The organism is Citrobacter amalonaticus (assembly GCF_002918555.1).
Lineage (GTDB): Bacteria > Pseudomonadota > Gammaproteobacteria > Enterobacterales > Enterobacteriaceae > Citrobacter_C > Citrobacter_C amalonaticus_A.
The window spans coordinates 680,593-698,030 of the sequence record NZ_PQMB01000003.1 but is presented as its reverse complement, the minus strand read 5'-3'; the positions used below and the strand labels follow the sequence as shown (position 1 = coordinate 698,030).

The window sequence follows — 17,438 nt, the reverse complement described above, 5'->3', positions numbered from 1 at the left end:
TGTTACTTTATTGAGTAAACGTTTTTGGCTACGCGATAAAAAAAGTTATCGGATGAAAGCGTGCGGTGAGTTTGCAGATAGCGCTGATAAAGCCCCAGAACCTCTGCATAGGGCAATCCCAGAAGAGAAACGGGCCAGTCTGAACCGTACATCACGCGTTCGGTACCAAATGCGGCGAATACTGCGTCGATATACGGCTCAATCTCCCGGTAGGCCTGCTCTGGCCCGGTCCAGCGCGAATAATCCGCCTCAGTGATCAGGCCGGAAAGTTTGCAATAGACATTGCGGTGCTCCCTGGCTGTTTGCATCAACTTCTCACGCCATTCGGCAATTTCGCCGTTACGGATTGCAGGTTTCGCCGCATGCTCAATAACAAAGGTGACCTCAGGGCAGGCAGAGATCAGCAGTCTGGCGGCTTCCAGCTGTTGGGAGGTAATTAGCAGCTCATAGACCAGTCCCTGCTCGCCAACGCAGCGTACCCCCTCAATAAATGCCGGAGTCAGTAAGTGCTCATCCGGCAGGCCCTGAGACATATAGCGGATACCCTTCAGGCAACGGGATTTATTTTGCAGGCGCTGGAGATCGCTTTTAATCGCCGCCCCCTGGCTTATATCCACCCAGCCAATGACTCCCCGAATATTGTCGTTTCCTTCAGCAATCTCCAGCAGCCATTCACTCTCTGCAATTGTCGGGATCGCCTGAACTAAAATGGCTCCTTCTACATGGTTTTCCGCGAGAACTACCTCTAAATCCTCAATAAGGAAATCACGGCGAATAGACGACAAACTGTCGGTTATCCAGGCAAAATGCTCGCCATGGCAGTGCCAGATATGGTTATGGGTATCGATAATTCGCATTCTCACCTCTTATGTATTCTTATTGTATACAATATGAATACAATAAATAGTGGTGATGAAAATGCAATCATCATGTTTGTTTTATGCGCAATAAATCACAGTTTTGTATGGCATAACGAAAGAAAAGAGGGGACAGAAACCTTATCGGAAAGAACTTTGGTTAAGGTATGCGGGTAAAAATTAGCGTAAGGATGCACATCATACCGACATTGCCATCAGAGTCGCCACGGATAATCCAGACACTTCTGAGCCGTTGATAATATAGGTTTTCATGTTCAGCCGGTGGCATCTGATCGTTGGAACCATGCCGACGCTTACAGTTATAACACAGTTCGATGTAATCAAAAGTTAACGCGACGACTCATGCTACCCTCCAGACAGCGTGATTTCAGGAATGACTGCCACTCATGGCTCGTGCGGATCTTGATCTGCCTGTCAGTACCATGGCCGGATGGGCCGGAAGAGTCAGCGTCGCCCGGTAGTCCACGCTGATGAGGCCAGTATGCGTTGATCTGCGCCCTATCTATGGTGTTATTCGTAAACAGGGCGTGGTGATGGCGTCATGCTGTTTTTATTTTTTAAAGTATTTCCTCTCAGCGTTAAAGTAACAGATATTTTGTATCATTCCCCCTGCGACCGACAGTTGATTCGTATATTCCCCGCGCTCAATTAAATCACCGACAAAATTACATAAAATACGACGAAAATACTCATGCCGGGGGTAGGATAAAAAGCTTCTGGAATCGGTCGCCATGCCGATAAAGTGACCTAATAGCAGCGCGTTGCCAAATGCCGTAAGTTGGTTTTCCATGCCGACTTTATGATCGTTATGCCACCAGGCAGGGCCAGGTTGCACTTTTGCCAACGCTTTGTCGCCCGGGAAATTCCCCGCCAGTGTTGCCAGAGCTGAATCCAGTGTTGGATTAAGGCTGAATAACAGGGTATCAGGCAGGCTCTCCTGCTGTTCCATACGATTGAGCAATAACACCAAATCATCCAGACACGGGCGGTCGGTCGGCGAATCGTAACCGCAGTCGCGTCCGAGATGTGCCAGCATACGGCTATTCACGCTGCGCGTGGCGCCGATGTGAATTTGCATGGTCCAGTTAAGCTGGGCATAACGGGAAGCCAGAAAGCAGAGCGTTTCGGTTCTGAATTGAATCACTTCCTTCGCGCTTAAAGGGTCGCGATTGAGCGCTTTTTCAAAAATATGCTCCAACTCTGACGGCGTGGCCGGAATATACCGCATCAGATCTATGCCGTGGTCCGACATTCGGCAGTGTTGCTGGTGAAAGAAATCAATACGATTACTCAACGCCCGGCAGTAATTCTGGTAACTATCGAGCCTTATGCCTGACCGGGCCGCCAGTTTTTCAACGTAATCAATAAAATTCGGGTTATCTATAGCCAGCGCTTTGTCAGGGCGGTAAGTCGGAAATACGCCGATGCGGAAATCGTCCTGGGCGGCTAAGTGTTGATGGTATTTCAGGTCGTCGACCGGATCGTCGCTGGTGCAGACATAGTTAACATTGGCCCGTAGCATTAATTTCTGTGCTGAAAAGTCGGGGGAGGCTATTTTTTTATTACACTGCTCCCACAAATATTCTGCTGTTTCAATGGATATCTCATCTTCAATATCAAAAAAACGCAGTAATTCTAAATGGCTCCAGTGATAAACCGGATTACCGATGGCTGAAGGCAATACCTTACAGTAATGCATGAATTTACTTTTATTGTCGCCGTCGCCCATTATGAATTTTTCTGCTACACCGCCAAAACGCATCAAACGCCACTTATAGTGATCTCCGCCCAGCCATAATTCGGTAATATTATCAAAACGCTTATCAGTCGCGATTTGCTCCGGGATAAGATGGCAATGAAAATCAAATATCGGCATCGATTCTGCGTAATCAAAATATAACTTCTGCGCTGTTAAGCTTCTCAATAAAAAGTCTTTTTTTATAAATGACATAAGACTTCCTCCTCATAAGAATAATTTATTAAGTCAACCTTTTTGTTTAAGGTCGTGTGCGCTATTTACACCCGTCATACTTGAAGCTGCCTGTGCGTTGGCTGCCCTTACTTGCCCCAGTCGCTTACCTGAGTAAAATCCTGGGACTCGTGTGGTAGCAGCCTTCACGTAACTCAAATTATTCAGGGGTATGATGACTTATTGGTTGTTCGCTTTGTGTTTAATAATATGCACGGCGACAACGGACAGTAAACAGCATGCCCAGATATAACCAAATACATAGGTGGGTTTACCCTCGGCCAGCGTCACTAACCAGGCGCAGATAAACGGGGTCGGTCCGGCGATTAGCATACCGTTTAGTTCTCTTGACAACGCAACCCCTGAAAACCGGTAGCGTATCGGGAATAAATTCACTAAAAAGGCACCCTGAGAGCCGGATGTCGCGCCGTAGCCGATGCCGTAAAGAATACACATGCCGAGGATAACGAAAGCCAGATTTTGCGTATCAAGAATCGCGAAAAAGGGAATACTAAACAGAGCGATAAAAATACAGCCTAGCGAGTAGACTTTCGCCGCACCCACTTTATCGGAAATACTCCCCATAACAGGCGTACCGATAATGCCGGCGATAGATCCGCATATAAGCGCAATCAGGCTGTCCGTTCTCGTCATGCCGAGGGTATTCACCATGTAGCTGATACTGAACACGCTCAGGATATAGGAATTTGCCTGATGCGCCGTGACGCTGAGAAAGGCATAGAATACTTCTTTCGGGCTATTTTTTAATAACTCAGTGAGGGGAACTTTCTGCGTTTTCTTTTTCTTCTCGGCTTCGGCCATGCTTTTTTGGTAAGCCGGCGTCTCATCCAGATTATGCCGGATGTAAAAAGCGAGGATAAAAAGTATTGAGGAGGCTAAAAATGGAATGCGCCATCCCCAACTGAGAAACGCGTCTTCCGGTAATTGCGAAACCAGCAAGAAGGCGCCTGTCGCAAGCATAATTCCCACAACGGTCGACGCATTGATGATAGAGGTATAGAAAGCCCGGCGCTTAAAGGGAACATATTCCCCGACAAATGTTAGCGCCCCCGCCAGTTCGGCACCGGCGCCAAACCCCTGTAGCAAGCGTAACAGCACCAATAGCACGGATGACCACACGCCGATTTGAAAATAGCTCGGCAGCAGGCCCAGCGCGACGGTTGTAAATCCCATCAGGACGATAGAAAATATCAGGGCAGGTTTTCGTCCCCATTTATCGCCGATGTGAGAGATGATTACCCCTCCCAGCGGTCTGGCGAAATAGCCGACGGCAAATGTCGCCAGCGCGGCTAATAAGGCGGACGACGGCGAAAGGGAGGGAAAGAAGAGTTTGTTTATGACTAAGCCTGCCGCCGCACCATAGAGCGCATAATCGTACCATTCGATAATTGTACCTACCGAACCAGCCACGACGACTTTTCTTATCGTTCTGGTATCAGCTTCGGGCTGTATACCTTCTTTATATACTATGTCTGTCACAATAAATATCTCCAACAAGAATTGTTATGCGTCTAATAAAAGAGATTTTTCAGCCAGAGCAATAACGAAGCGACCGACTGTTATTCTCAACGAGGTAATTTCAATTCATACGGGCTATTTACGCTCATTATTAATTTACCGTGCCTCTGGTGGTGGACAACTGTGCTGCACAAGGGAGGACGCCCAGGTAACTCTCACCTTCGAGGCTATCATCACGCCGCCCACTTACCCTATCAACCTGCATGACATGGTGGGTGATTGTTCCGATCGTGATAAAGATCACGACAGGCTTACTTGTTATTTAAATAATGTCGCCGCAGTACATCCTCCGAATAAGATGAGCAAAGCGGTACGCCTGTTACTTCTGTTTTCAGTCTGGCAGACCTAACGTTATATTAATAATAGAAAAATTTTACCCACCTTATTCAACGTTAGTTTTCACACCGCGCGGGTATCAATACATCTCTGCTTTGATATTTATAAGGAATAAAATATTCTTTATGCCCCTGTTCTTCACTTTTACTTTTTTTCCCGGAGGCGATTGCCATAACCAATTCGGCTATTTCTGTTGAAAGCGCCTGTTGGGAGAGTGCGCCACTTAAAAGACGGCCTGCATCCACATCCATATCTTCCGACATGTTGGCGTAAGTCTGGCTGTTGCCGGTTATTTTAATGACCGGGGCGACGACGGAACCGACTACGCTGCCGCGTCCGGTAACAAAAAAGATAATATGGCTGCCGCAGGAAATAAGCGCCATCAGCCCTTCATTATCATTGGGGTTGGTAATGCCGAATTGCATCCAATGAGGGTCCGGGGTGGAATCAAGCAGCCATAACCCTTTTCCCCTCGGGCTACTGCTGACTTTCAGTACTCCCTGAACAGGGCGGGAGCCGCTTTTTATCACTGCGCCCATGCTTTTTTCTTCAATAGTGGACAATCCGCCAGCGAAATTACCGGGGCTGACGGAGTATTGCCTCACCGACTTACAGTAATCCAGCGCCTTATTGTAAGTGGCGATGATTTGCTCCCTGGCGGCTTCTGTCGCGGCTCTTGCCGACAAGATATCAATCAGACCAATGGCTTCGACAATCTCTTCAAAGATCGCGGTACCGCCGGCATCAACTAACCAGTCGAAAAAATTCCCTACCGCCACATTGCCCGCCAGGCCGCTGGTATAATCGCTTCCGCCGCATTCGCTGCCGATGATGAGATCGGAGAATCCCATCGCCACGCGCGGCGTATGGCTTAATTCGTCCTGAATGCGTTTAACGTATTTAACGCCAAGCTCAATACTGCTTTTTGTGCCGCCGGCCTGCTGAATGAAAAACCAGTTGGTCGGTTTGCCTTCTTCTTTCGCGATATTACTGAGCCACTCCGGCTGAATATATTCGCACCCCAACCCAACGGCGAGAACGCCGCCGACGTTGGGATGACGAATCAACGCAATAAGCATTCTTACGGCATATTCGTTATCGGTACAGCCTGAAAAGCCCACGACCTCCACTTCGGAATCGTTAATCCGGGCGACGATTTTGTCCGCAATAAAATGGGCGCATTCAACGGTATAAATGACCAATGTTTTATTACGGATGCCTTTTGCGCCACTCTGGCGTTGGTAGCCCTGCCAGCTTATGGTTTTCAGACTATCAGACTCATTCATATTTAATATCCTTTGGCGCGCCGGTGACGACATCCAGACTGGCGGAACGTCGATCGTAATTGCTGCACATTACGTGCAAATGCACCCAGTCTCCTGGACTGATATCCTGCGTGGCCGTGCCGATGCTAATACCATATTTAACGATCGGCGCGCCCTGGGCGATAAAAGACAGGGCAATCTTATGGCCGATATGAATCTCTTCATTTGCATCGATTACCCCCTCTTCGGCACCGCGAATATTCGCCGTTTCTCCGTGCTTAAACGATGTCAGCGCGGTTGCAACGTTATCGGTTGCATTAATTTTGTATACCACATTGTCCATAGTCGCTTCCGGTTTAATAGCTGCCAGGGATCTGCACTGTTAAAGACATAACGGTTGGCATCCCTCCCTTAATAACATCGACCTCCGTGCCTGATGGCGAGAATTGCCCTGTTTTCAAAAACCGATGAGCGCGCCGCCATCGACAATCAGTACATGGCCGCTGACGAATCCCGCGGCGTCGGACGCAAAATACGTCGCCGCCCAGCCGATATCTTCCGGCTTACCGAATTTTTTCATCGGCGTACGGCCGAGGATCTTGTTTTTACGTTCATCGTCGCCCTCAATGGCCTTACGCAACATAGGCGTATCGATCCAGCCGGGGGCGATGCCGTTCACGCGGATGCCGGCGCCGGATAACTCCGTCGCCAGGCCGTGGATCAATCCCAGATAGGCGGATTTTGCCGCCGCATAGCCGGTGACATAAGGCTGGCCGAGGAACGAGGTCATGGAGGCGGTAAACAACACCGAAGCATTGCCGAGCTGTTTCATATGCGGCACCAGCGCGCGAGTGAGAGCGAAAGCGCCGACGACGTGCACATCCAGCACCGATTCGAACTCTTTAACGCTCATCTCTTCGATAGGCTTCTTACAGTGATTGCCCGCATTATTCACCAGAATGTCGATGTGCTTATGTTGTTGCAGTAAATCGCCGACCCAGCGTTCCGTCTCATCGGTATCAGCGACGTTAAACTGCGTCCATGAAGCGTTCGGCCCTAAATCGTCGGCCGCTTTTTTGGCGGCATCGGCGTTCATGTCGGCAATGATCACCTGTGCGCCGCTGGTGATCATGCATTTTGCCATCGCATAACCCAAACCGCTGCCGGCACCGGTAATTAAGGCTTTTTTATTCGTTAAAGAAAATATGCTTGTGTCTGACATACTGTTTCCCCAAAAATCATTTATTACCGCTTTGACAGAATGCTTACATCACGCCGAATTTTTCAAAAGCTTCTACCGTACTCATACCTTTGGCTATCGCTTTTCGGACTTGGTTTTCCGTCGATACTTTTTCCAACGCTTTACTGATAACCTCCGTCTCCAGCGCTTGCGGTATAATTAAAACGCCGTCGCGATCGCCGAAGACGATGTCACCGGGATTGACGCGCACCCCGCTGAATTCAATCGGCACGCGATAATCGATAACTTTTCCCCGCGGCCCCTGGTCCTGGGCGTAAGTTCCATGGGAAAATACCGGAAAATCCAGGGCATAAATTTCTGACGTATCACGAGAAAAACCATCCAGTACGGCACCTGCCGCTTTTAGTTTAATGGCGCGGGCCGACATAAGTCCGCCCCAGAGCGCGTAACGCAGAGAGCATCCCGTCGTGATATAAACTTCATTTTCCTGTAAGGAATCCAGTGCTTCAAACATAATACCAAAGGGTTTTTCCCCTATGTCGCTTTTATTCGAACTGGAATGAAGTTCAAATACATCGGCCTCTAATACCGGCATTGCCCGGCCAACCACCACCATATTTGAACGAATGGGCTTAACCACAGGCGCAATAAACTGGTGTAAATACCCCAGCGTATCAAGAATATCCCCCACAGCTGCGGGGAATAGATTTGTTCGCATTAAGTGAAAAAGCTCTTTGTCATTTTCCCACATACTTTATCCCTATCTCATCATTTATTTGAATGAAATCAATATACTTACGAAATCAATGACTACGTGAGAGGCCCGTTATTGTGTTCGGCGATTCATAAAAACATCTAAACGCGTTACACACACTCATCATATACACCTGTCAGACAGGTGTATATGATGAGTGTGTTAGTTATGTGATAATGATCATGATTTTAAACCAATGAGGTGCTCGTCCCTTTCATGTCGGCATCAACAGCGATTATTGCCGACGAGATTAGTGTCGGTATGGCAGAGCGCGGAGATCGTCGTGATGTAAATTTTGCCCGGTATTGCTCGAATTCAGGCGGAATCGGCGGATTCGTTTTTACTTTTTTTGTGGGAAAATAAGCAATAAGATGAGCCCTGGCGCAGGCGGAGGTTGTGACGGGCTGGGGATGGCATGTGGCAAAGCAACATGACCGGTGCTCGCCCCCCGGTGGAGGTCGGTTAGTAAGGGTAACTCCCTGAAAATGAGCAGTCGGTATAGCATCTTAGTTTCAGAGGCGTTATCTGAAATGAGAGTAAATCCGTACTGAGACAGGTTCTTAATAACGACGGAATACAGTAGGGATGAAAAAAACATTACTTAGGCAAGACACATTATCTTCGCAGGTTAAGAACTACATCCTGCAACTGATTATGAAGGAAAAGTTGGTTGCAGGAATGGCGGTACCCAGCGAGATGCAACTGATCCAGGATCTGGGAGTCAGTCGGGGCGTGGTAAGGGAAGCCTATCGTTCTTTAGCCGCTTTGGGAATATTAGAGATTCAGAGCGGTAAATTGCCGACCATAAAAAAAATCGACACCAATGTTCTGCAGCTTATTATCAATTTTGCGGTCATTACAGAGCAGGTCACCCACAAGGATATACTCGCAGTCAGGCGTCATCTTGAAATGGGGTGTGTACATCTGGCGGCAATTAACGGCAAAGAAGAGGATTTTGAAAAACTCAGGGAAGAAATGCGGCTAATAAAGGAAAACTTTAAGGAGGTTGACGATTTTATTAGCCACGATTTGCAATTCCATTTTATTCTTTCCCGCGCGTCGGGTAATACACTGCTTTCTATTTTACTTCAGTCGCTGCATGAACAGCTAATGACCTCGATGCGCGCCGGTTTGGTTGCACAGAGTAAGAAAGAAAAAGAGTATGAAATTAAGATAATCGCGCTGCATCAGCGTATTTGCGATGCCGTATGCGCCAGAGAACCTGAACGCGCCGTACAGGCTATGGCCGATCATTTTGAAAATGCCATCGACGCGTTAATCGATTAGCCGTCGAGCAACGTTGAATCTTTAAAGCGACATCCTATCCTTAATTGGAAATAACGGATTAATGTCCTGCTGCATGGTTAAATGTCGTAAATGTGTACCAGGATAAAGCAAGATTGAACCATGCGCTAACCCGTCGGCTAAACGCGATATCATAACCGTTTTACCATATACCAATACGTTTGCGACCGGTCAGTTTTCAAGTGTATCGGTAACGACCGACATCAGCTCAGGGTGATACTTGTTTCGTTGGTGACCATATCATTGCTGCAAATGGGTAGCGGCAAGTGGGAATAGTCTCCTTCGGTAGCGCGAGGTATATCCAGCGAATCAAGCTAAGCCGGGGACCTGTCATCGTCCATCAGGAAAAAGTATAAGATTTGCAGGAGAACGCGGCGATGTGGCGCAGATTTCCGTTTCGCCGATCGGCAGGCTGGTAACCCGGGCAGCCATAACCAGAGCCGTATTACGCTAACACGTGCATTCCAGGGTGAGGGGGCTGAGCGCAGGGGAGCACCCACACGTTACGAACGTTACCGGATTGAATGGCATTGACCGCAACACTGTCATGAAAATGACAGGTATGACAGAAGACGAGCTGGCTCAGATTCTCCACTATTCCTTTCCTGACACTTCCTGCCCGGCTATCAGGGATTCAAAGCTATCAGACTCTGAGTCTGACTTCATGCCACAGTGATTAATTAGTTTCATTACGTCAGATACATGATGGTTGTGTGTGAAGGAATGATGAACATCAAGTGGTTGCACAAGGGACAAGTCTACCGTAAATTCAAGGATATGAACTTTGTCCGCGTATGGGAAATGCCATGGATGTGACAGCACTGAAAAAAACTACACTTACCGAACAGATTATGGATCAGATCGCCTCGCAGATTACCTCTGGAAAGCTCAAGCCCGGTCAGCGGCTGCCTAACGAGCGAGCAATGGGGGAAATGTTTAAGGTCACCCGCAGTCGCGTGCGTGAAGCGCTACGCGCGTTATCTCTGATTGGGCTTATAGAAATAAAACCCGGTGATGGCAGCTATGTCTGCGAAAACAAGCCGCAGCTCCCTGAAGAGACGATGACCTGGATCTTCCATAAAGAGATTCACAACCTCGATGAAATATATGCGGCAAGGAAACTCATAGAAGAAGAGGTCTACCTCACCGCGGTTAGCGTGGTGAACCACGACGATCGTATCCGTTTTCAGGCATTAATCGACCAGATGGCAGAGCTGATTAGCCGGGATGGCCAACCGGAAGCCTACCACCAGCTGCTTGATGAATACGATCTGCTAATGGGGCGTCTGTGCGGCAACCAGATTTATGACAAGCTGATGCAGACCATCGTGATGCTGCGTAAGGACTTCTCGCGCAAATTGCTAAACGCCGATGGCGCGATGGCGCACAGCTTTAAGCTAAGGCTGAGTATTCATGAGGCTTTTATCCAGCGGGATAAGGTCCAGCTGCGAAAAAATCTGAAGTCTTTCTACAATTCTTCGCGCAAATTTTACGATAGTATCGCGGATAATACAGACAAATAATATGGCCAGAGTGAAATCTGCGGAGAGAGCTTTCCGCCTGCTGGAGCTGATTGCCAGCCATCGCGAGGGGCTAAGCTTCACCGATCTGCAAACCAGCCTCGATATCCCCAGAAGCTCCGCTCACAGTTTGATTCAGGAGTTTCTTGATAACGACTATTTGCTGTATATGCCGGATACGCGCCTGTATCACGCGGGTCTGGCGCTGATAAAAATTGCCGCTAACTGTATTGAGAGCACCGATCTGGTTCGTGATCTACGGCTGCTGACAGCATTTCTGAGTAAGCGGTTGGGTAAAACTAGCCACGCGGCGATTTTGGACGGCAAGCAGGTGGTTTACCTGGCAAAAACGCTCACCCAGGAAGACCTTTCGCTGATGCGGCATATCGGTAATCATCTGCCGGCGCATTGTACCGCCGTCGGGAAAGTGCTGCTTAGCCAATACAGCGACGAGGATATCAGGCAACTGTATGGCGAAATGCCTCTGGAAAAAATGACGGTGGACTCTATTAGTACGCTGCCGATGTTGCTGGCCGAATTGCGCGAGGTGCGTCAGCAGGGATACGCGATTGAGCAACGAGAGGCCAATGAGCGGGCAGCTTGTATTGCGTTGCCCATTTTTTCTTCAGCGGGAAAAATGGTAGCGGCATTTAGCGTAACCGTTCTTGCCTGGGAGTGGGAGTCGCTCGCGATTAACGATGTGCTGGCGGTGATGAAAGAGTGCCGGGTTTTGGTGCAATAGCCAGAGTGACCGGGAATACCCCGGTCATCCGTCTGGTGTTGTGCAATCCTTTCAGAGGCGATGCTGTGCATCTGTCCGGGCTATAGCTATTCAGCCGTTTGCGGTCCTGTAGCTCGGGTAAAGAGCGCAGAGGCGTGCACTTATCTCTGATTATGCGCGCCGAGCGGCGGAGCTCCGACGGCGCAGGTGAAGATCTCACCGTCAATTTTTATCGGACAGCGGGTAGTTTGCAGGGTTTTTCCGCTTTTTAAGCGAACTTCCTGGAGCATATTCAGTGACTGAAAACCTTCGCTGGCAATGAGCTGTTGCCAGTCCATCACCTGTGCGCACCAGATGTCCTCCGCTTCCAGAATGCTCAACCACTCCGCGCTTTTCTTTTGCCGCAAATGCTCCAGCAGGATCCGTTTGATCTCATCCCTACGACTAAACCACTCCTGAGGCTCGATAAATTCGAGCAGCCCGGGGCATGCAAGCAGATTTCCAAGGCGGGGAATCGGCGTCATCGCCAGCGCAATAAAGCCATCGGCGGTGGGATAAATACCGTACGGTGCGGAAATATAGGCGTTGGCGTTATTCACCGCGCTCCTGCGCGGCGGCTGTTGACCATCGTTCAGCCAGGTGGTTAAGACTTCAAACTGCAGGTCGAGGATGCTGTCCAGCAGGCTGACCTGGACCAGGCATCCGCTTCCGCTGCTGGCGCGTTGTACCAGCCCGGCCATCAACCCCTGGACCAGATACTCCCCGGCGAAAATATCGCAGACGGAAAGCCCAAAGGGAAGCGGCGGCTGCTCCTGATTGCCGTTGAGCCAGCTTAGACCAGAGAGCGCCTGTACCAGTAAGTCCTGGCCTGGACGGGAAACCCAGGGGCCGCTTTCGCCGTAGCCGGAAATTTCACCGTAAACCAGACCAGGATTTATTTCCCGCAGCGACGCATAGTCCAGGCCAAGGCGTTTTGAGACGCCCGGGCGGTAATTAAAGATAACCACATCCGCCTGCTCGATCAGCGGACGCAGAGCGTTTTTTTGCTCCTCATCTTTGAGATTGACGGTGATGCTTTTTTTATTGCGGTTAATGGCATGAAACAGTGAACTGTCGCCATCAATTTGCAGCTCGGAGATATAGAGCTTACGACAGATATCGCCGCCGTCCGGATTTTCAATTTTGATTACGCTGGCGCCTAAGTCGGCGAGGCGAAGCGCCGCGGATGGGCCAGAAAGAAACTGGCTGAAGTCCAGTACATTAATGCCTGTCAGGGGGGTCATCAATCAGCCTCCGGTAAGTTGAAATCGGCCCGGATCCGCGTCGTATCCGCTCCTAAAATCGGCGCGGGGCGGGAGGTGGCGGTACGCGTGCCGTTGAAGCGCAGCGGCGATTTCAGCATAACAATCGTTTTATCATCTTCAAGTTGAACATCGTGAGTCATATCCAGCGCGCGAAATCCCTCGCTCGCCGTCAGGGTTGCCCAGTCGTTCACTTCGGCGCACCAGTACCCGGCTTCTTCAAGGCGTGCCAGCCAAAAGCTGGCGGTTTCGCTGGCCAGAATCCCGGCAATCACCTGCTTAATCTCATCGCGGTGGCTGAACCATTCGGCAGGTTCGCTATATTCGGCAAGGGCCGCCGATTGCAGAATTTTGCCCAGTTCGACCACCGAGCCCATGGCGAGTGCGATATAGCCTTTTTGGGTGGCATAAATTCCGTAAGGCGCAGCAAGATAAGCATGAGCGTTGTTCTGCGCGCTGCGGCAGGGTGCCTGATGTCCATCGTTAAGCCAGGTGGTCAGCACTTCAAACTGCATACTGAGCAGCGACTCCATCAGGCTGACTTCAACTCGTCCACCGAGCCGGGTCTTAGCGCGGCGAATCAGGCAGGCGAGGATCCCCTCGACCAGATGCGCGCCGGCAAGCGAATCGGCAACCGATAACGCGAACGGCGTTGGCGGCTGGTCACCGTTGCCGTTGAGCCACGTGAGGCCGGACATGGCTTGCACCAGCAGATCCTGACCGGGTTTTTTAGCCCATGGCCCCTCAGTGCCGTAGCCGGTGACTGAAGCGTAGATTAGCCGTGGATTAATTTGTCTGGCGTCTTCGTAGCCGAGGCCGATTTTGTCCATGACACCGGGGCGAAAATTTTCGATAAGAATATCGGCCTGCGCGATCAGTTGTTTCACTTGAGCCAGCTCCCGGGGCTCCTTCAGATTCGCGGTAAAGCTCTCTTTACCGCGATTGATGGTATGAAAAAGCAGGCTATCGTTATTGACCCATTGATTGTTAAGGCTCAGGTTTCTGCTGGCGTCCCCGCTGTGGGGACGTTCCACTTTTATGACCCTGGCCCCCATATCCGCCAGGCGCAGCGCAGCGGAAGGCCCGGCCAGAAACTGGCTGAAATCCAGTACCACTAAACCTGTTAAAGGAAGCATAGTTACTCCATTAAGCCGCGTGATTTTTGATAAAGCGCGTTCATGGCGGCGAAAACAGTACTACTGTCTCCACCATTCATCACGTATTCCCGCACCAGATCGCCGGCACGATCCTGAAAGTTTAAAAAACCGCTATAGCGCGGGCGCTTAGCCGAGCGATCGAGCGTGGCCAGGGTGTCGGTAAAGAAACTGAGGCTACGGCGATTCACCTCTTCATCAAGCCAGGCCCCGCGATGGCCCGGTTGCCCGCCGTTTTCAAAGAAGAGCGTTTTTTGTACTTCCGCCGAAGCGGTATAGCTGGCGTAGGCGAGGGCGACATCCTTATGCTGGCATTTTGCGGATATCGCCAGCCCGGTACCGCCAAGGACGGTTTTCAGCGGCTCGCCGTGCCATGAGACAACATCGGTCGCCTTCAGCAGATAGCGGGCGTAACCGGCGCGAGAATAGTTTGAATAGCCGTAGGCGTAGGGACAGTAGCTCCATTCATTGCGAGTCGAAAGCTGTTCATGAACGGCGATAGGATCGTAGTCAAATATCTCTTTAGAACAAAGGCTGGCTAGCTCACGCAGCGCCTCAAGCGCTTCGATGCCGGTGTCGCGGCTGGCAATACTCTCTTCGTCAAACCAGGTGCCGCCGCGAGTGGCGCAAAGCATCAGGAAGTCCATCAACAGGTTGATGGGGATCCCGGCGTAAATGACTTTTCCGCTCCGGGCGAGGGTGAGTAAGTCCTGCCAGGTTTCCGGCAGTTCGAATTGTCCCTGCTGCAAATGGTCCGGTCGATAGACGGCGACAGGCGTTGCCGCATCAATGGCCAGAGCGCTCTGGAACCCGTTGAAAAGATAGCTTTCATGCGAACCTCCTACCGAATTTGCCGCCTGATCGTCAAGGTACGCCTTCGGCAGATAGTCCTGCAGAGGCAGCAGGATCGCTTTCTCTGCGACGAAACCCGCCCACGGATGATCGATGACCAGTAGATCGTAATTCCGCGCCAGCTCATCCAGATCGCCGTCGGCAAACTCCTGTAATGAACGTTTCTCCCACATGATTTCGACGTGCGGATTCAGCTCGCTAAAACGTTGCGCGGTGGCCACTACGGATGTAAATCCGCGGCTATGACCCCAGGTAATGCCCCTCAACGTCACCATAACAACTCCTTTTTTGTAATGAACTTCACATAAAATTGGTACTACCGCACTACCATTGAGTCACAGCTACTGATACTTTTGTAGTCAGATTAGGTGAAATTGTGATCTGCCTTGAAAAATAATAATTGAACTAATTTTTCGGTTGACCCTAAAAAAAACGAGGATTAGCTTTCAATTAGTTTTTATTTGTGGGCATTAATTCACATATATGAACAAGTGAATCAGGATGTTCCTTGACTACATAATCTAATTAACAGGAGAAGAACTATGCTCGCGGGATTTTTTGTCTTAATGATCGCTTGTATGTTCCAGGGAAGCTTTGGTCTCGGTATGAAAAACTACCGGCCATTTTCCTGGGAGGCCTTTTGGGTTATATTTTCCATTATTGGCATATTAATCATTCCTGTCGTCTGGACATGGATTGAAGTTCCCGGATTTTTAAAATATATCCTCATGACGCCTGGCTGGATTTTAGCGATTGCAGCCGCTTGCGGCTTTTTGTGGGGAATAAGTGCCATCTGGTATGGTAAGGGTATTGATAATATCGGTATGTCACTGACCGTCGGTATAAATACCGGAGTAGGGTGTTCTCTCGGGTCATTAATACCCCTTTTTATCCTTAACAAAATTCCGCCCGCTAATTCTCTCAGCTGGCTGCTGGCCGGCATGGCGGTAATGCTGATTGGCGTAGGGGTAATTACTAAAGCCGGTATTCTTAAGGATAAACAATCAAAACAGGATGCGTCGCGGGTAAAAAATGAAAAATTCGTCAGCGGTCTGCTAATGGCTCTGGCTTCCGGTTTTGGTACCGCGGCGATGAACGTCGGCTATACCTATGCGAGCCGGGCCAGCGCGCTGGCGGTAGACGATGGCGTTAATCCAGTCAGCGCCAGCCTGATCGCCTACGTCATCGTGTTTGCGTCCGGCGGCTTCATTTCCAATATCGGCTATGCGCTGTGGGTATTAAGAAAAAACAATACTTTTAGCGACTTTGCCCGACCGGGTTCCTCATTTGCCTGGTTCAAAGCGCTGTTGACCGGGGGGATCTGGTTCGCCGCTCTGGGCCTCTATGCCAAATCCACAGCGCTACTGGGGGAACTGGGACCGGTCATCGGCTGGATAGCGTTTTTATCAGGGGCACTGATAATTTCCAACGCCTGGGGCCTCAAAACGGGCGAATGGCAAGGCTATGAAAAACCGAAAAAAGTTATGCTGCTGGGTAATGTGATTTTGGTGCTCTCCGTCGTTATCGTCGGATATGCCAATGGATTAGCTTAAGAAGAGGATAAATAAATGACAACGCAACTGAACGTGGCACAACAGAGTAAACCCATTGTCATTATCGGCGCCGGTGGAATCGTCACCGATTCGCACTTACCCGCTTATCGTAAGGCAGGGTTCAAGGTTCTTGGCCTGTTTGACCGCGATTATCAGAAAGCGCAGAACGTGGTCAGCCAGTGGGATATTCCCCACGCTTGCCAGACGATGGATGAGCTGATTGCGCTGGCGCAGTCTGAGGGCTGCGTATTTGATATCGCGCTACCGGCTTCTGAGATTCTGCCCGTTTTACAAAAATTACCCACCCACGTTGGCGTGCTGATACAAAAACCAATGGGGGAATCGCTTGAACAGGCAAAGGCGATTCTTGACTGCTGCCGTGAAAAAAATATCGTTGCCGGAATTAATTTCCAGCTACGTCGCGCGCCTTTTATGATCGCCGCGAAAAAAATGATTGATCAAGGCCTGTTGGGTGAAATTCATGACGTCGAAATGCGTGTTATTTGCCAGACACCGTGGAATCTGTGGGAATTCTTATTCGAGAAAGAGCGTATGGAGGTAAATTATCACAGCATCCATTATATCGATGCGATTCGTTTCTTTCTCGGTGACCCTCAGTCCGTATATTGTAAAACCATGAAGCATCCAAAAATGATGGAGCTGGCGCAAACCCGTTCATCCATCATTATGGACTATGGCGATGTCATTCGCGCCAATATCCATACTAATCACGGTCATGATTACGCACCGGATAAACAGGAGTGTTTCTTTAAGATCGAGGGGACCAAAGGCGCGATTAAAATTCAGATTGGCGTTATTTTGAATTATCCGCAGGGCGCTGACGATAAATTCGAATTTATTCTTGATGATGGCAAAGGCTGGCGAACCTTGCCTGTTGAAGGAACCTGGTTCCCGGATGCCTTTATCGGACCAATGGCGGGTTTGCAGCGCAAACTAATAGAGCCGGATTACCACTGGTTTAACGATATTAACGATGCGTGGAAAACCATGTGCGTGGTTGAAGCCTGCTATCAGTCAACCGCAAGCGGCGCGACGATGGTGAAATACTGATTTTTACGGGAGGTCAGGC

At 49.8% G+C, this 17,438-nt stretch carries 15 protein-coding genes and 1 pseudogene; 6 read left to right on the top strand and 10 right to left on the bottom strand.

All coding sequences use genetic code 11. From position 1 onward, the window contains the following. Window positions 1-2 precede the first annotated feature (2 nt). From C3432_RS16105 to C3432_RS16070, 7 genes are all read right to left on the bottom strand, one after another. Window positions 3-857, bottom strand: coding sequence for an amidohydrolase family protein (locus tag C3432_RS16105; protein ID WP_103777562.1), 855 nt, complete (start codon window positions 855-857; stop codon window positions 3-5). Window positions 858-1,428: 571 nt separating this feature from the next. Beyond that, window positions 1,429-2,829 (bottom strand): glucuronate isomerase, encoded by a 1,401-nt coding sequence (uxaC, locus tag C3432_RS16095; protein ID WP_103777561.1) that lies wholly within the window; start codon window positions 2,827-2,829, stop codon window positions 1,429-1,431. A gap of 198 nt (window positions 2,830-3,027) precedes the next feature. Beyond that, complete coding sequence (locus C3432_RS16090) at window positions 3,028-4,278, bottom strand: MFS transporter (RefSeq protein WP_258041620.1); 1,251 nt, start codon at window positions 4,276-4,278, stop codon at window positions 3,028-3,030. Between the two features lie 500 nt (window positions 4,279-4,778). Further along, window positions 4,779-6,008, bottom strand: coding sequence for a UxaA family hydrolase (locus C3432_RS16085; RefSeq protein WP_103777560.1), 1,230 nt, complete (start codon window positions 6,006-6,008; stop codon window positions 4,779-4,781). Further along, window positions 6,001-6,330 carry a UxaA family hydrolase gene (locus C3432_RS16080; RefSeq protein ID WP_103777559.1) on the bottom strand — a complete coding sequence of 110 codons (330 nt, stop codon included), beginning with the start codon at window positions 6,328-6,330 and terminating at the stop codon, window positions 6,001-6,003. Before C3432_RS16080 ends, C3432_RS16085 begins: the two co-directional genes overlap by 8 nt. A gap of 114 nt (window positions 6,331-6,444) precedes the next feature. After that, a complete protein-coding gene (locus C3432_RS16075) occupies window positions 6,445-7,209 on the bottom strand; it encodes an SDR family NAD(P)-dependent oxidoreductase (protein WP_103777558.1) in 765 nt (254 codons plus the stop codon). Between the two features lie 43 nt (window positions 7,210-7,252). Beyond that, window positions 7,253-7,939: an RraA family protein gene (locus C3432_RS16070; protein WP_103777557.1), complete on the bottom strand. Its 687-nt coding sequence runs from the start codon at window positions 7,937-7,939 to the stop codon at window positions 7,253-7,255. A 588-nt stretch (window positions 7,940-8,527) separates the two neighbouring features. Here C3432_RS16070 and C3432_RS16065 point away from each other — a divergent pair. The 4 genes and pseudogenes from C3432_RS16065 to C3432_RS28025 all read left to right on the top strand — a co-directional run bounded on the left by C3432_RS16065 (window position 8,528) and on the right by C3432_RS28025 (window position 11,509). Further along, window positions 8,528-9,229 (top strand): FadR/GntR family transcriptional regulator, encoded by a 702-nt coding sequence (locus tag C3432_RS16065; RefSeq protein ID WP_103777556.1) that lies wholly within the window; start codon window positions 8,528-8,530, stop codon window positions 9,227-9,229. A 484-nt stretch (window positions 9,230-9,713) separates the two neighbouring features. Continuing rightward, window positions 9,714-9,842: pseudogene (locus C3432_RS28370) on the top strand (ISNCY family transposase); the annotation flags it as partial. Window positions 9,843-10,053: 211 nt separating this feature from the next. Then, window positions 10,054-10,770 (top strand): FadR/GntR family transcriptional regulator, encoded by a 717-nt coding sequence (locus C3432_RS16055; RefSeq protein ID WP_181012931.1) that lies wholly within the window; start codon window positions 10,054-10,056, stop codon window positions 10,768-10,770. Window position 10,771: 1 nt separating this feature from the next. Next, window positions 10,772-11,509, top strand: a complete 738-nt coding sequence (locus tag C3432_RS28025; RefSeq protein ID WP_258041619.1) for an IclR family transcriptional regulator — start codon at window positions 10,772-10,774, stop codon at window positions 11,507-11,509. Window positions 11,510-11,649: 140 nt separating this feature from the next. Here C3432_RS28025 and C3432_RS16035 read toward each other — a convergent pair whose 3' ends face one another. Genes C3432_RS16035 through C3432_RS16025 form a run of 3 tightly spaced genes read right to left on the bottom strand, consistent with a single transcriptional unit; the run spans window position 11,650 to window position 15,070 of the window. Then, window positions 11,650-12,771: a CaiB/BaiF CoA transferase family protein gene (locus C3432_RS16035; protein ID WP_103777552.1), complete on the bottom strand. Its 1,122-nt coding sequence runs from the start codon at window positions 12,769-12,771 to the stop codon at window positions 11,650-11,652. Then, window positions 12,771-13,925 carry a CaiB/BaiF CoA transferase family protein gene (locus C3432_RS16030; protein WP_103777551.1) on the bottom strand — a complete coding sequence of 385 codons (1,155 nt, stop codon included), beginning with the start codon at window positions 13,923-13,925 and terminating at the stop codon, window positions 12,771-12,773. Before C3432_RS16030 ends, C3432_RS16035 begins: the two co-directional genes overlap by 1 nt. A 2-nt stretch (window positions 13,926-13,927) precedes the next feature. Beyond that, window positions 13,928-15,070 (bottom strand): extracellular solute-binding protein, encoded by a 1,143-nt coding sequence (locus tag C3432_RS16025; protein WP_103777550.1) that lies wholly within the window; start codon window positions 15,068-15,070, stop codon window positions 13,928-13,930. 267 nt (window positions 15,071-15,337) lie between these two features. Between C3432_RS16025 and C3432_RS16020 the strand changes: the two genes are divergently transcribed. Then, window positions 15,338-16,348, top strand: coding sequence for an L-rhamnose/proton symporter RhaT (locus C3432_RS16020; RefSeq protein ID WP_103777549.1), 1,011 nt, complete (start codon window positions 15,338-15,340; stop codon window positions 16,346-16,348). A 15-nt stretch (window positions 16,349-16,363) separates the two neighbouring features. Beyond that, window positions 16,364-17,419 (top strand): Gfo/Idh/MocA family protein, encoded by a 1,056-nt coding sequence (locus C3432_RS16015; RefSeq protein WP_103777548.1) that lies wholly within the window; start codon window positions 16,364-16,366, stop codon window positions 17,417-17,419. The last annotated feature ends 19 nt before the right edge of the window (window positions 17,420-17,438 follow it).

Excerpts from the sequence above, each read along its gene's own strand:
- C3432_RS16105 (WP_103777562.1), bottom strand. The coding sequence starts at position 857 with ATGCGAATTATCGATACCCATAACCATATCTGGCACTGCCATGGCGAG.
- uxaC (WP_103777561.1), bottom strand. The coding sequence starts at position 2,829 with ATGTCATTTATAAAAAAAGACTTTTTATTGAGAAGCTTAACAGCGCAG.
- C3432_RS16085 (WP_103777560.1), bottom strand. The coding sequence starts at position 6,008 with ATGAATGAGTCTGATAGTCTGAAAACCATAAGCTGGCAGGGCTACCAA.
- C3432_RS16080 (WP_103777559.1), bottom strand. The coding sequence starts at position 6,330 with ATGGACAATGTGGTATACAAAATTAATGCAACCGATAACGTTGCAACC.
- C3432_RS16075 (WP_103777558.1), bottom strand. The coding sequence starts at position 7,209 with ATGTCAGACACAAGCATATTTTCTTTAACGAATAAAAAAGCCTTAATT.
- C3432_RS16070 (WP_103777557.1), bottom strand. The coding sequence starts at position 7,939 with ATGTGGGAAAATGACAAAGAGCTTTTTCACTTAATGCGAACAAATCTA.
- C3432_RS16065 (WP_103777556.1), top strand. The coding sequence starts at position 8,528 with ATGAAAAAAACATTACTTAGGCAAGACACATTATCTTCGCAGGTTAAG.
- C3432_RS16055 (WP_181012931.1), top strand. The coding sequence starts at position 10,054 with ATGGATGTGACAGCACTGAAAAAAACTACACTTACCGAACAGATTATG.
- C3432_RS28025 (WP_258041619.1), top strand. The coding sequence starts at position 10,772 with ATGGCCAGAGTGAAATCTGCGGAGAGAGCTTTCCGCCTGCTGGAGCTG.
- C3432_RS16035 (WP_103777552.1), bottom strand. The coding sequence starts at position 12,771 with ATGACCCCCCTGACAGGCATTAATGTACTGGACTTCAGCCAGTTTCTT.
- C3432_RS16030 (WP_103777551.1), bottom strand. The coding sequence starts at position 13,925 with ATGCTTCCTTTAACAGGTTTAGTGGTACTGGATTTCAGCCAGTTTCTG.
- C3432_RS16025 (WP_103777550.1), bottom strand. The coding sequence starts at position 15,070 with ATGGTGACGTTGAGGGGCATTACCTGGGGTCATAGCCGCGGATTTACA.
- C3432_RS16020 (WP_103777549.1), top strand. The coding sequence starts at position 15,338 with ATGCTCGCGGGATTTTTTGTCTTAATGATCGCTTGTATGTTCCAGGGA.
- C3432_RS16015 (WP_103777548.1), top strand. The coding sequence starts at position 16,364 with ATGACAACGCAACTGAACGTGGCACAACAGAGTAAACCCATTGTCATT.